The 13,644-nt window shown below is 69.2% G+C and carries 12 protein-coding genes; 7 read left to right on the top strand and 5 right to left on the bottom strand.

Annotated features, from left to right (window positions below; all coding sequences use genetic code 11):
• Nucleotides 1-23: 23 nt before the first annotated feature.
• Entirely contained in the window at nt 24-1,718 is a 1,695-nt protein-coding gene (locus tag ACX114_RS07190) for a PA14 domain-containing protein (protein WP_459296011.1), read from the bottom strand.
• A 179-nt stretch (nt 1,719-1,897) separates the two neighbouring features.
• Between ACX114_RS07190 and queD the strand changes: the two genes are divergently transcribed.
• Entirely contained in the window at nt 1,898-2,281 is a 384-nt protein-coding gene (gene queD / locus ACX114_RS07185; RefSeq protein ID WP_014394261.1) for a 6-carboxytetrahydropterin synthase QueD, read from the top strand.
• Between the two features lie 4 nt (nt 2,282-2,285).
• On the opposite strand, the gene ACX114_RS07180 is transcribed toward queD, so the two are convergent.
• From ACX114_RS07180 to ACX114_RS07170, 3 genes are read right to left on the bottom strand one after another with little or no spacing between them, the layout of a single operon-like run.
• Nucleotides 2,286-2,987, bottom strand: coding sequence for an SDR family NAD(P)-dependent oxidoreductase (locus ACX114_RS07180; protein ID WP_459296008.1), 702 nt, complete (start codon nt 2,985-2,987; stop codon nt 2,286-2,288).
• The gene (locus tag ACX114_RS07175; protein ID WP_014394259.1) at nt 2,980-3,480 is read right to left on the bottom strand and encodes a 6-pyruvoyl trahydropterin synthase family protein; all 501 of its coding nucleotides are present in this window, start codon (nt 3,478-3,480) and stop codon (nt 2,980-2,982) included. The genes ACX114_RS07180 and ACX114_RS07175 overlap by 8 nt, the downstream gene beginning before the upstream one ends.
• Before the next feature lie 39 nt (nt 3,481-3,519).
• The gene (locus ACX114_RS07170) at nt 3,520-5,136 is read right to left on the bottom strand and encodes an NADP-dependent glyceraldehyde-3-phosphate dehydrogenase (protein WP_459296006.1); all 1,617 of its coding nucleotides are present in this window, start codon (nt 5,134-5,136) and stop codon (nt 3,520-3,522) included.
• Between the two features lie 136 nt (nt 5,137-5,272).
• Between ACX114_RS07170 and ACX114_RS07165 the strand changes: the two genes are divergently transcribed.
• The 5 genes from ACX114_RS07165 to ACX114_RS07145 are packed head-to-tail and all read left to right on the top strand — an operon-like array spanning nt 5,273 to nt 11,242.
• Nucleotides 5,273-7,507, top strand: a complete 2,235-nt coding sequence (locus ACX114_RS07165; protein WP_459296004.1) for a YfbK domain-containing protein — start codon at nt 5,273-5,275, stop codon at nt 7,505-7,507.
• A gap of 11 nt (nt 7,508-7,518) precedes the next feature.
• Nucleotides 7,519-9,363, top strand: a complete 1,845-nt coding sequence (locus ACX114_RS07160) for a sensor histidine kinase (protein ID WP_459296002.1) — start codon at nt 7,519-7,521, stop codon at nt 9,361-9,363.
• Nucleotides 9,360-10,064 carry a response regulator transcription factor gene (locus ACX114_RS07155; RefSeq protein ID WP_206799070.1) on the top strand — a complete coding sequence of 235 codons (705 nt, stop codon included), beginning with the start codon at nt 9,360-9,362 and terminating at the stop codon, nt 10,062-10,064. Before ACX114_RS07160 ends, ACX114_RS07155 begins: the two co-directional genes overlap by 4 nt.
• A gap of 17 nt (nt 10,065-10,081) precedes the next feature.
• The gene (locus ACX114_RS07150) at nt 10,082-10,453 is read left to right on the top strand and encodes a carboxypeptidase-like regulatory domain-containing protein (protein ID WP_459296000.1); all 372 of its coding nucleotides are present in this window, start codon (nt 10,082-10,084) and stop codon (nt 10,451-10,453) included.
• Between the two features lie 42 nt (nt 10,454-10,495).
• Nucleotides 10,496-11,242 carry a type 1 glutamine amidotransferase domain-containing protein gene (locus ACX114_RS07145; RefSeq protein ID WP_459295998.1) on the top strand — a complete coding sequence of 249 codons (747 nt, stop codon included), beginning with the start codon at nt 10,496-10,498 and terminating at the stop codon, nt 11,240-11,242.
• 6 nt (nt 11,243-11,248) lie between these two features.
• Here the strand turns inward: ACX114_RS07145 and ACX114_RS07140 are convergent, their stop codons facing one another.
• Entirely contained in the window at nt 11,249-12,130 is an 882-nt protein-coding gene (locus tag ACX114_RS07140; RefSeq protein WP_459295996.1) for a hypothetical protein, read from the bottom strand.
• A gap of 249 nt (nt 12,131-12,379) precedes the next feature.
• Here ACX114_RS07140 and ACX114_RS07135 point away from each other — a divergent pair, with 249 nt between their 5' ends.
• Nucleotides 12,380-13,591, top strand: coding sequence for a glycoside hydrolase family 19 protein (locus ACX114_RS07135; RefSeq protein ID WP_459300079.1), 1,212 nt, complete (start codon nt 12,380-12,382; stop codon nt 13,589-13,591).
• The last annotated feature ends 53 nt before the right edge of the window (nt 13,592-13,644 follow it).

Raw genomic sequence — 13,644 nt, 5'->3', positions numbered from 1 at the left:
CGGGCCCTTGCTGTTGGCTCAGCTCACCGGGGGCCGCACACCGTGGCCCCTTCGTTCCAGATGGTGACGTTGCCCACCGGGGACACGGAGCAGAAGCCGCCGCAGCAGTCCTCGTTGGAGCGGCACTGGGAGCCATGCGGCCGGCAGGTGAAGTGCGGCGGCGTGCTCAGCGCGGTGGTGATTGTCTGCCAGGGGATGCCCGGGCCGGTCCACGACAACTGCGCGTGCGCGTTGCCGTAGCCCTCGAAGAACTCCATCACCAGATCATGCGGGCTGTTGGCGGTGAGGGACACGGCGACGTCGTGCGTCTGCCCGCCCTCCGCCTCCATCCAGTTATCGACGAGCAGCACGCCATCCAGCCATAGGCGCACGCCGTCCTCGGTGGAGGTGCGCAGCGTGTACGTGCCAGTGGTGGGCGCCGTCAGCGTGGCGGACCAGCGCGCGGACCACCTGTCCGCGGGCACGCCGGACGCGGGAGAGGACGCGCCCCAGTACGTCCCCAGGAACGCCTCGCGCCGCACGGTGGCGCGGTTGTAGAGGAACTCGGAGGTGAAGTACTCGGCCTTCAGGCCGGGCTCCCCTTCCACGACCTCGGGCGTGCAGACGGCGTCGCCCTCGTTCCAGATGGTGACGTTGCCCACGGGGAACACGCTGCACATGGCGGAGCGGCACTGCGCGTCCGCGGTGCAGTGGGCGCCCAGGGGACGCGGCAGGGGCAGCGCGGGCGTCTCCAAGCGGGCCACGGGCACCGTCTGCCAGGGCTGGCTCGGGCTCTGCCACTGGAGCAGCAGCGAGGCCGCGGCCTCCGCGTCGAAGAACTCCAGCACCACGCTGGCGGGGACGTCCAGCGACAGGGCGATGCTCCCGGAGCGCTGCTCCACGGCGTGCTCGAACCAGTCATCCACCAGCAGCTGGCCATTCACCCACAGCCGCACGCCACCGCTGGCGGAGGTGCGGAACGTGTACGTCTGCGTGAAGGCGGGCGTGACGTAGCCCTCGATGCGCATGCCGAAGAAGTCCGCCGGGATGCCGGCCACCGGCGCGCCCGTGCCATAGGACACGTCCACGGTGGACAGGTGACGCAGCACCGGCACGCCCTGCATCCGGAGGTTGGGGAAGAAGCGCGCCACCACGCCCGGCTCGCTGCTGGCGTACTGGATGACGACCACGTACTGCGCGTTGGTGCCCTGCGCAGGAGCCGCCATGCCGCCGCCCAGCACCAGCGTCCCCGCGGGCACGGACTTCACGTACACCTTCATGGGCGTGGAGGAGCTGGACGTGGTCGCGGAGGGGTCGTTGGTGGCGAGCACCTCGTCGGTGAGCGCCCAGGTGCCGTCCGCCAGCCACGCGGGCAGCACCGTGTTGCGGCGGTCCATGGCCACGTAGACCCTGGCGGCGGAGTTCAGGCCCAGCCGCACCTGTGACGCGCCGGTGTAGAGCTTGTCGTCGTTGGCCGCCTGGAGCAGTACGCCGCCCTGGAGCCGGGGGGACAGGCCCGTGAGCGTGTACGCCCGGTCGATGTAGAGCTTCGTGCCCGTCTGCGCGGTGGCGAAGGTGTAGGGCCGGCCCGTGCCCACGGCCTCCAGGGTGACGAGCCCATTGGCCGAGGTCAGCCCCTGGGCGCCGGTCGCGGTGGGCGGGGACTCCTGTTCCGGAACAGGACCACAGGCCAGCAGGCTGGCGAGCACCAGGAGCGGTGCGAGGAAGGAACGGCGCATCACGAAGGCCTCCGGGAAAAGGGGGCGGGCAGCCTGTGCGCTCAGGTCCAACAAGGAAAGGATGCGGGAGGCGGGATCATCTGATTCCGTGGAATCGCCTGGCGTCCGGGCCCGCGCCTCCAGGCACGTGGACGCCGGGGGACATGACAGGTAGAAGGCCGCCGTCAGGAGACAGTCCCGTGAAGAAGACCCCCCTCGTCACCGAAATCTCGAAAGAGTTCACCTTCGAGGCCGCGCACCGCCTGCCCAACGTTCCGGAAGGGCACAAGTGCTCGCGGGTGCACGGCCACAGCTACCGCATCGAAATCACCCTCCGCGGCCCCGTGCATCCGCAGTTCGGGTGGATCGTGGACTTCGCGGAGCTGAACGCCGCCTGGCAGCCGCTCCACGCCCAGCTGGACCACCGCCTGCTCAACGACGTCCCCGGGCTGGAGAACCCCACGAGCGAGCTCTTGGCCGCGTGGCTCTTCGAGCGCGTGAACGTGCCCGGCACCACCGTCGCGCGCATCCGCGTGGCGGAGACGTGCACGTCCTCGTGCACCGTCTACGCGCAGGAAGGCTGAAGCTTCAGCGCTCGACCTGGCCCAGGTTGGCGTGGATGACCGCGCCATTCAGGACCGGGGTGGTGGCGCAGAGGTAGAGCACGCCGGCGATCTCCTCCGGCGTGATGAGCCGCCCGAAGGTCGTCATCCCCGCCACGCTCGCCCGGACGGCGGGGTCCGTGCCCATGTGCTCGCGGAGCATCTCCGTGTCCGTGAAGCCGGGGCAGACGCAGGCGGTGTGGACCTGGGTCCCCGCCAGGTCCTGGCAGGTGGCCCGCATCATCCCGATGAGCGCGTGCTTGGTCGTCACGTAGGACGCCACGCCCTTCACGGCCTTCTCCCCCAGCGTGGAGGACACGTAGAGCAGGGACGAGCCGTCCGTGAGCAGCGGCCTCGCCAGGCGGTTGAGCACCAGCGGGGCCACGACGTTGACCTCCAGCACCCGGCGCAGGTGGTCCGCGTCCATGGTCAGCGCGTCGTCGTGCTCGTAGAGCGCGGCGTTGTGGATGACGGACAGGCGCCCCTGTCCCGCGCCTTCGCGCAGCGCTGACTCGACCGCGGGCTCCCAGCCCGGCACGGCCAGGTCCACCGGCACGTTGACGACGCCCGGCACGGTGCAGGGGCTTCGCGACACGTTGATGACGCGCCAGCCCTCCTTGCGGAACCGCTCCGCCGCCGCGCGGCCAATGCCCCGGCTGGCGCCGGTGATGAGGACCTGATCAGACATCGCGTTTCCACTCCCAGGAGGCCCACTGGCCAGGGCCGGAGGCGCACTTCACCACCAGCCCCGTGATGTGGTCGCGCGCCATGGCGCTGCCGTCGCCCACCAGCTCCTCGCCGAAGACGCGCGCCAGCTCCTCCAGCGACACGTTGGCCACCGGGAGCACCGTGACGTCGCGAGCGAGGAAGCGCAGCTCCTCGCCGTTGAAGTGCGCCACGTGGTTGCCCTTCTCGTCCCGCTCCAGCCGCAGGTGCTTGGAGTGGGCGGGCAGGAAGAACGTCTCGTTCCAGGCCTTGCAGCGCTGGATGATGGCCTGCTTGAGCGGACCGTAGTCCGAAAGCAGGCCATCGTCGGACACCTCCCCCGTCAGCGCGACGTAGACGGAGAAGTTGTGCCCATGCAGGTTCTCGCGGTGCGTGGCGGAGAAGATGGTGAAGTGCCCCGCGGAGAACTTCATCTCTTCCTTGTGCAGTTCGAGGGTCGTGGTGCGCGGCGCCATGGGTTGCCCCAGGGCATACCACCCGGAGCCAATGCGGGACTAGAAGAGGAAGTCCGTGGTGAGGAAATCCGACTCTCTGCGGGTCAGGATGGATTGGACGAGCGCGGTGTTGTCCGGCGTCGTCTTCGTCGCCACCAGCGTGCGGATGGAGAACACCCGCAGCGCGTCCGCCACGGACAGCGTCCCTTCCGCGGAGTCCTTGCGGCCATTGAACGGGAACGTGTCCGGCCCGCGCTGGCACTGGCAGTTGAGGTTGATGCGGCCCACCTGGTTGGAGAACGCGTCGATGAACCGCCCGATGCGCGCAGAGTCCTTCCCGAACAGGCTGAGCTGCTGACCGAACGACGACTCCACCACCAGCCGCACGGCCTCCGCGTCGTCGTCGAAGACCATCACCGGCACCACCGGGCCGAACTGCTCCTCCGTGGCCAGCCGCATGTCGCGCGTCACCGGGTACACCACCGTGGGTGAGTAGAACGACCGGGACGCCTGCCCGCCCGTCGCGTTCACCACGCGCGCGCCCTTGGAGACCGCGTCGTCCACCAGCCCCTGGAGGTACGTCCCCTTGCCCGGCTCCGGCAGCGGCGTGACGGCGACGCCCGGGTCCCAGGGCATGCCGGGCTTGAGCTTGTCCACGGCGGCGGTGAACTTCGCGAGGAACGCGTCCACGATGTTCCGGTGCACCACCAACAGCTTGAGCGCCGTGCACCGCTGGCCGTTGAAGGACAGCGTGCCGGTGATGCACTCCTTCACCGCGTTATCCAGGTCCGCGTCCTCCAGGATGATGGCCGGGTTCTTCGCGTCCAGGCCCAGCACGGACTTGAGGCGGTGCGGCCGGGGGTGCATGCGCTTCAACTCGCTGGCGCCCTTGTTGGTGCCGATGAAGGCGAACAGGTCCACCTGCCCGCTCTCCATCAGCGCGCCCACGGTCTCCCGGCCGCGGCCGTAGATGATGTTGATGACGCCGGGCGGGAAGCAGTCCCGGAACGCCTCCAGGAGCGGCCGCACCAGCAGCACGCCGAACTTCGCCGGCTTGAACACCACGGTGTTGCCCATCAGGAGCGCGGGGAAGAGCGTGCTGAACGTCTCATTGAGCGGGTAGTTGTACGGCCCCATGCACAGGGCCACGCCCATGGGCGCGCGGCGGATCTGCGCCATGATGCCCTGGTCCTGGACGAAGCGGGACGAGGTGCGGTCCAGCTCCTTCAGCGCGCGGATGGTCTCCACGATGAGGTCCACCGTGCGGTCGAACTCCTTCTCCGAGTCCGGCTGCGTCTTGCCAATCTCCCACATGAGCAGGTTCACCACCGCGGTGCGCTGGGCGCGCATGGCGGTGAGGAAGCGCTCCACGTGCTCGATGCGCTCCGCGACCTTGAGGGAGGGCCAGACGCCCCGGCCGGAGTCGTAGGCCTTCACCGCCGCCGCGAGCGCGTCCAGGGACTCGCGCGAGGTGAGCAGCGGGGTCGCGCCAATGACCTTCTGCTTCAGCCCTTCCGGGGTCCGGACGAACACGGGGCTCGCCACCGGGTTGAGCTCACCGGCCCAGGTGCGCAGCTCGCCTCCTACGAGGTACTCGCGTTGCTCCAGGTACGCGGGCAGCCGCACGCCGGGGGGAATCTGCTCTTCGGTGGGAAAGAGGGTGTCGAGTGCCGTCATGGACGGCCTTTCTAATCAGACACCCCGCCCCCGGCACGATTTCCCGTCATGATGAAACCATGATGAGGAGACGAGCCCCCCATGCGGTTCGATGCGGGGCGCATCTGGATGATGGCTCCACCCTGATGCGCGAGAGGTGGTCCATGCTGAAGTCCCTCCTGAGAAGCACCCTGCCCCTGCTCCTGATGACGTCCGCCGCGCCCGTGGGGACCAGCCGGACGCGGGCGCCGCCGCCACGAGCATCATCATCGGCACGGTGATCGACACCGAGACCAAGAAGCCCCTGCCGGACGTGGTCATCACCGCCACCTCACCGAGCCTGGTGGGCGACCAGACGGTGGTCACGGACTCCCAGGGGAACTACCGCATCCCCCAGCTTCCCTCGGGCACGTACACCCTGCGGTTCGAGAAGGAGGATTTCAAGCCTTACGTCCGCACGGACATCCAACTGCTCCGCAACCGCACCATCCGAGTGAACGTGGAGATGCTCCCGGAGCGCTTCTCGACGACGGTGCCCATCATGGGCTCGCCGCCGACCATCGACGTGGGCGCGACGAACCAGGGCGTCAACGTCGACCAGGAGTTCATCAAGCGCATCGCGGTGGCACGCCCGGTGGGCAAGGGCGGTGCGTCGCGTTCCATGGAGCAACTCGCCCCGAGTGCCCAGTCCGACCAGTACGGTGTGTCCATCAACGGCCAGACCTCGCCTGAGAATGGCTACGTCGTCGACGGACTGAGCACGAACGATCCGGTCTTCGGCATCAACGGAACGGTCACCATGCCCATGAACGACCGCGACCGCGCGCCGTCCTGGGCCCTGCCGTACATGCACATCGTCGTCCCGGACGGCACGCCGCAGACGGTGTACCGCGCCCCCCAGGCCTCGGCGGTTCCCACGCCGCAGCCCGCGCCGGAGCGCACCGTCGCCCCGAAGAACCAGCGCTTCTTCGACATGTACTTCAAGGGCTACGGCGTGAACCCCACCGTGGACACGGAGGAGGAGCGCTTCTCCACCTTCTCCGTGGACACGGACACCGCGTCGTACACGCTGACGCGCGCCTACCTGGAGCGCGGCGCACTTCCTGACGAGCAGGCCGTGCGCGTGGAGGAGTTCGTCAACACCTTCGACTACGGCTACGCCAACGCCCCGGACGCGCCCTTCAGCGTGAACGTGGAGGGCTTCCCCTCGCCCGCGCGCAAGGGCTACCAGGTGGTGCACATCGGCGTGAAGGCGCGCGACGTGAGCCGCGCCGAGCGCAAGCCGGGGCACCTGGTCTTCGTCATCGACGTGTCCGGCTCCATGGCCATGGAGAGCCGGCTGGGCCTGGTGAAGCGCTCGCTGCGCCTGCTGGTGGACGCGCTGGATGAGCGCGACTGGGTCTCCATCGTCGTCTACGGCACCACCGCCCATCAGGTGCTCGCGCCCACCAACGCCACGCAGAAGGCCACCATCCTGAGCGCCATCGACAGCGTCCAGTCGGAGGGGTCCACCAACGCGCAGGCGGGCATGGAACTGGGCTACGCGCTGGCCGCGAGCCACCTGGTGAAGGGCGGCATCAACCGCGTCATCCTCTGCTCGGACGGCGTGGCGAACAACGGCATCACCGAGGCGGACGGCATCTGGGCGCTCGTGAAGGAGAAGGCGGCGGCGGGCATCACCCTGTCCACCGTGGGCTTCGGCATGGGCAACTACAACGACGTGCTCATGGAGCGGCTGGCCCAGGTGGGTGAAGGCAACTACTCCTACGTGGACAAGCTGGAGGAGGCCCGCCGCATCTTCGTGCAGAACCTCACCGGAACGCTCCAGGTGGTGGCCAAGGACGTGAAGCTCCAGGTGGAGTTCGACCGCAAGACGGTGTCCCGCTACCGCCTCATCGGCTACGAGAACCGGCTGCTCACCCAGCAGCAGTTCAACGACGACCGCGTGGACGCGGGTGAAGTGGGCGCGGGCCACGCCGTCACCGCCCTCTACGAGGTGAAGCTGCGCGACCCGGCGCAGACGAACTTCGGCACGCTGCGCATCCGCTACAAGGCCCCGGAGGGCGGCAGCTCGAAGCTCATCGAGAAGGCCATGCCCGTGACGCTCCTGCGTCCCGCCTATGAGAAGGCCGCCTCCCCCACCCGCCTGTCCTACGTCGCCGCCGCGTTCGCGGAGAAGCTGCGCGGCTCCTACTGGGCGCGCCCGCTCACCTACGACGCGCTGGTGTCGCTGTGGGAGGAGCTGGGCACGCCGCTGAAGGCCCGCGCGGACGTGGTGGAGCTGGGTGAGCTCATCCGGCTGGCGAAGAAGCTGGACCGCCGAGAGGACCGCTTCGAGTCCTTCGCGCCGGTGCGCACCATGGACGCCGACCGCGTCCCCACCATCAAGTAGGGACGGTCCGGATGCCGCGCAGGCTGCTGCCCACCCTCGTCGCCCTCGTGCTCGGCCTCGCCGGGCTCGGGGTGGGCCTGGGCTACCTCCACCGCATCTTCGCCGCCGAACGCGAGGATGCACGGACCTCGCTCCGTTCCCGGCGTGAGGCCCTGGAGCAGTACGCCCGCGCATCGTTGGGGCAGGCGCTGCGCGAGGGCCTGGAGGCCGCGCGCGGCACGCTGGCGGCGGCGAAGGAGGATCCGCTCGTGGCCACGCCGGGGCTGTACCTGCGGGAACAGGGGGAGCAGGTACTGCCCCGGCTGGCGCAGTTCGACACGGCCGGGGACTCGCCCGCGAAGGACCGCTACGCGCGGCTGCGCGCGGGCACGGAGGTCGCGGACGAGGACGAGGGCCCGTGGAAGGAGCGGCTGGAGCGGATGGCGCTGGTGGAGCAGTCGCTGAAGGCAAAGGACCGGCGCGCCACGCAGCTGTCGCTGATGGCGCTGCTCCAGCACCGGGCCCGCTTCGTGCTCGCGTCCACGCGGGACCTGCCCTCGATGCTGGTGGTGCTGGAGGACGTGGCGGCGAGGGGCGACGTGGTGCCGGACCTGATGCGGGCCCTGGTGCGCGACGGGCTCCTGGACGGCCAGGGCGGTGGGCGGCTGGAGGGATTGCAGCGGCTGCTGTTGCTCAAGCGCTCGCGCTTCACGCCAGAGGACTTCGACTTCCTGCGCGGGAAGGTGGTGGCGCTCTCCACGCGCGTGGGCGTGCCGGTGGCGGACTTCGAGGCGCGGGCGCGCGAGTTGGCCTTGACGCCGCTGCCCCTTCCGGAGGACGTGCGGGAGCCGGTGCTGGCGCGGTCCGGCTGGTACCTGGAGCCACTCCAAGGGAGCGACGTGCGCGGGCTGGCGCTGGACCTGCCGGGGCTCCTGGCGGGGCTCACCCGCGAGATGCGGGAGCGCGGCCTGCTGAAGGCGGATGGACACGTGACCCTGCCGGGGGATGCGCCGGTGCTGACGCTTTCGTCGCTGCCGGTGGCGGTGGAGTCGTCCGAGTGGGCGCTGGGCGAAGAGGCGCTGGAGCGCCGCTACCGGCTCAAGACGCTGATGCTGGCCCTGTGCGCGGCGCTGGCGCTCGTCATCGCGGCGCTGGCCTTCGTGGCGCAGCAGCGCAAGTACCGCTTCCTGGAGCTGAAGAGCGACTTCGTGGCCACGGTGTCGCACGAGCTGCGCACGCCGCTGGCGTCCATCCGGCTGCTCGCGGAGACGCTCGAGTGGCGGGTGGCGGAGGGCGCGGACGCGAAGGACTACCCCGCGCGCATCATCCGCGAGGCGGACGGGCTGGGGTTCCTGGTGGAGAACCTGCTGTCCTTCAACCGCATCGACAAGGGGCGCTGGGTGCCGAAGCTCGCGCCGGTGCGGCTGGACGAGCTGGTCTCCAACCTGCGCCGCGACCTGGAGTCCGGCGCGCCGGTGCCGGTGGAGTTGACCGCGGACGTGGACGCGCGCGAACTGAACGCGGACGCGCAGTTGTTGCGGCTCTTGCTGGCGAACCTGGCGCGCAACGCGTGCGCGTACAACACCCGCAGCCCCGTGCGGCTGCACGTCCAGACGCTGTCCGGAGGGCGCGTGCACTTCACGGACAACGGCACCGGCATCCCGCAGGCCGAGTGGGAGCGCGTCTTCGGCGAGTTCTACCGGCTGTCCGGACGCGACGGCCGCGAGGTGCCCGGCAGCGGGCTGGGGCTCGCGCTGTGCCGGAAGATTGCCCGCCTGCACGGAGGCACGCTGCGCGTGGCGGCCTCCAGCCCTGAAGGCACGACCTTCGAATTGACCCTTCCCGAGTACCGCCCCGACGCCCGGAGCATCGCATGACCACCGCCGCCCCCACCGTCCTCGTCGTGGAGGACGACCCGAACCTGCGGCTCGCGCTGCGCGACAACCTGGAGCACCAGGGTGGCTACGCCGTGGAGGAGGCCGCCACGGTGAAGGAGGCGCGCGAGCAGCTCTCCCGCCGCGACTTCCAGCTCATCCTGCTGGACGTGATGCTGCCGGACGGAGACGGCTACGCGCTCTGCCGCTCGCTGCGCGAGGAGGGCGTGGGCGTGCCGGTGCTGATGCTCACCGCGCGCACGCTGGAGGAGGACGTGGTGCGCGGCTTCGAGTCCGGCGCGCAGGACTACCTGGGCAAGCCCTACCGGCTGCGCGAGCTGCTCGCGCGAGTGGGGGCTCATTTGCGGCGCGGCGGCGTGGCCCCCGCGAAGGTCCTGCGCTTCGCGGGCTACAGCGTGGACCTGGACCGGCGGCGCGTGGATTCGCCCGAGGGCGCGGAGGTGGAGCTGACGCGCAAGGAGTTCGACCTGCTGGCCTTCTTCCTGAAGGAGCGGGAGCGGGCGCTCAAGCGCGACGAAATCCTGGACGCGGTCTGGGGCACGGACGTGGTGGTGGATCCGCACACCGTGGACAACTTCGTCTCCAGCCTGAAGCGCAAGCTCAAGTGGACCAGCGCCTCCCGCTTCTCCATCCAGACCGTGCGCGGAGTGGGCTACCGTATGGAGGTCGAGCGCGGTTCCTGACTTGAGAGGGGTCACCGGTGAGGTTCCTGGTCCACGTCCTGCCATGGCTCGTGTTGTTGCTGGCCTCCGCCCCCACGAGCGCACAGTCCGACAGCGCCATCTTCGGAACCGTCATCGACGCCGTCACCCGGAAGCCCATGGGGGACGTGGTCATCAGCTTGACCTCGCCCTCCCTCCAGAAGAGCGAGGAGGTCACGGTCACGGACGCCCAGGGGAACTTCCGCGTCCGGCACCTGCCGCCAGGGCGATACACGCTGCGCGTCGAGTTCATGGCTTATCGCATGTACCAGCGCGAGGACCTCCAGCTCCGGGAGGGACGCTCTCTCAGGGCGCATGTCGAACTGGTTCCGGATCCGGACCAGGCCACCGTTGAGTTCATCGGCCGCTGAAGCCCGCTTGTCAGTCTCCAGACACCGGGAAACACTCCTCGCATGGCCTCCGCCCGCCGCGTCCTCGTCCCGCTGCCCGACCATGACTTCGACGTCACCGAGGTGGCCGTGCCCTGGCGCATGCTCACCGACGCGGGCCATGAAGTCGTCTTCGCCACGGAGAAGGGCCACATGCCCGCGGCGGATCCGCTGCTGCTCACCGGCGTGCTCTTCGGGAAGCTGGGCGCGGAACCAGAACCCCGGCGCTTCTATGGCGACCTCACCCTCACGCAGGCCTTCCAGAAGCCGCTGACCTGGGACGCGGTGACGCCGTCGGACTTCGACGCGCTCCTCTTGCCCGGAGGCCACGCGCCGGGCATGCGGCAGTACCTGGGCAGCGGAGCACTCCAGGCGAAGGTGGCGGCGTTCTGGGCGCTCCAGCGGCCCGTGGCGGCCATCTGCCACGGCGTGCTGGTGCTGGCGCGCACCAAGGACCCCGCTACGGGCAAGAGCGTGCTCCATGGCACGCGCACCACGTGCCTGCCCAAGTACATGGAGCGCTCCGCGTACCTGCTGACGGCGTGGAAGCTGGGGCGCTACTACCGGACCTACCCCGCCTACGTGGAGGAGGAGGTCGTCGCCGCGCTCGCGGACCCGAGCCACTTCGAGCGCGGCCCCCGCGTCCTGTCCAGGCGCGGCACCGCGACGGACCACGCGCCCGCCTTCGTCGTGGAAGACGGGCGCTACGTGTCCGCGCGGTGGCCGGGGGACGCGTACCTCTTCACGGAGCGCTTCCTGAAGAGGCTGTAAGGCGGCTCAGGACTCGTCGCCGCTGCTGTCGGACATGTAGCCGCCCAGCTTGTCGAACTGCTCCGGCTTGGTGATCTCCTTGCGGAAGTTCTGGTCGTTGTAGTTCACCGCGCGGCGCATGTAGTCCGGGTTCTTCGCCATGGGGAAGGCGGGGCTGTCCCCCTTGAAGGCCTGATCCAGGGTGAGCGTCCCGTCCTGCACCGCGCGCAGCGTCGCGCGGCCCGCCTTGCCCGAACCGCCCACGCGCATGGGCTCGGACACGTTCATGATGGCCGTGAGCTTGGCGGCGGCGTTCTTCGACTTGTTGTCCGTGAGGTGCTGGGGCGCCTTGCCATCCAGGGCGTTGAGCAGGTCGGTGGCGATCTCCTTGTCGCTCTTGCCTCCGGCCTTCAGCGCATCCACCAGGTGCGAGTACCGGTCGCCCACCTTCTCGTTGCCGTAGTCCTTCTTCGCCTGACTGGTGATCTTGAAGGCCGGGTCGGACGTGGGGAACTTGCTCGCGTTCACCGGGCCGAAGGGCGTCTCCACGCGCTGCTTGCCGTCGACCTTCGGGTTCATCTTCTGGAAGCCCTGCGCGGTGCCCACGAAGCCGCTGCGGCCATCCGACGAGCCCACCGCGTCCGCGGACGACTGACGGCGCTCCTCGCGAATCTTCGCCCGCTTCAACCGGGCCTCCGTCGTGTTGTCCTTGATGTCCGTCTTCGCCAGCTTGTTCGGCTCCGACGAGGACGCCGCGTCCGAAGCGTCCAGCGGGCGCTTCTTGCTCGTGCTCGCGGTGCTCGTGGAAGGCGTGGAGACGGTGTTCGGCGTCTTGGGCGTGGACGTGGCGGGCGGCGACTTCGGGAGCGACGGCGCCTTGAAGCTGGAGCCACCAATCGACTTGGGCATGAGGGGCCTCCGGGGGATGAGGGGACGAACTGGCGCGGCAGTCTAACCAGGACCGTCCCCGCGCGCCCGCAGAGCGCTCAATCCCTGTTCACCTGACGCCCTTTCGGATTCCCCGGATTGACGGGATACCAAGCCCAATGGCATGAAGCCGGGAGACTTTGTTGTCCAAAGCAACAAAGTCCGCCTGGGATGTACGAATCCACCTCCCAGGAGTTCCTCCACCTGCTGGCGGTACCCATGGGAGACATCATGAGCCACAAGGGAATGATCCGCGGTCTGTCGTTGCTGGGAGTCGTGGGCGCGCTGGCGGGCTGTTCGGGGCCGGAGACCGGAGACACCGCGCCAGAAGCCGTGGGCCAGGTGGAGAGCGCCGCCGTGGTGTCGACCATCACGGAGGGCGACTACGTCATCCGCTCGGTGCGGACGAACAAGTGCATCGACGTGGCGTCTTCCAGCACGGCGGACGGCGCGAAGGTGCAGCAGTGGGACTGCAACGGCACCAACGCGCAGAAGTTCCACATCTCGCCCACGTCCGGCGGCTTCTGGAAGATCATCAACGTCAACAGCGGCAAGGCCCTGGACATCCAGGGGGTCAGCACCGCGGAGAACGCCGTCCTCCACCAGTGGACCTACGTCGATGGAGCGAACCAGCAGTTCCAGTTCATCAACCGGGGCGGCACGCAGTTCAGCTTCCACGTGCGCCACACCGGCATGGCCATGGACCTGTCGTGGGGCTCCTTCGACAACGGCACGCTCATCGTCCAGTACCCGTTCTACGCGGACCGGGACAACCAGCGCTGGACGTTCGACAAGGTCTCCGGCGGTGGGAGCGGCGGCTCGGGCTTCGGGGGCATCCTCACCCGCGACATGTTCAACACCATGTTCCCCAGCCGCAACGGCTTCTACACGTACGACGCGCTCATCGCCGCGGCGAACAGCTTCCCGAGCGTGGCGACCACGGGTGACACCGACACGCGCAAGCGCGAGGTGGCCGCCTTCCTGGCCAACGTGTCGCACGAGACGGGCGGGCTCGTTTACATCGAGGAGATCAACAAGGGCGACTACTGCGACACGTCGTGGGGTCCCCCGGGGTGCAGCTGCGCTCCGGGCAAGCGGTACTTCGGACGCGGCCCCATGCAGCTGTCGTGGAACGGCAACTACTGCGCCGCGGGCAACGCACTGGGCCTGCCGCTCCAGGCGAACCCGGACCTGCTGGCCCAGGACGCGAACGCCGCGTGGCGCACCGGCTTCTGGTTCTGGACCACGCAGAATGGCGCGGGCTCCATGACGGCGCACAACGCCATCGTCAATGGCGCCGGCTTCGGTGAGACCATCCGCACCATCAACGGGTCGGTGGAGTGCTACGGCCGCAACCCCGGCCAGGTGCAGAGCCGCATCGACAAGTACCTGCAGTTCTGCTCCCTGCTCGGCGTGAGCCCCGGCACCAACCTGGGGTGCTAGGCCCCAACGCGGGTGGCGCTCTTCCAACGAGCGCCACCTGCATCCGTCAGACA

Source organism: Corallococcus sp. M7, assembly GCF_054512695.1.
This window is presented reverse-complemented; position numbering and strand designations above follow the sequence as displayed.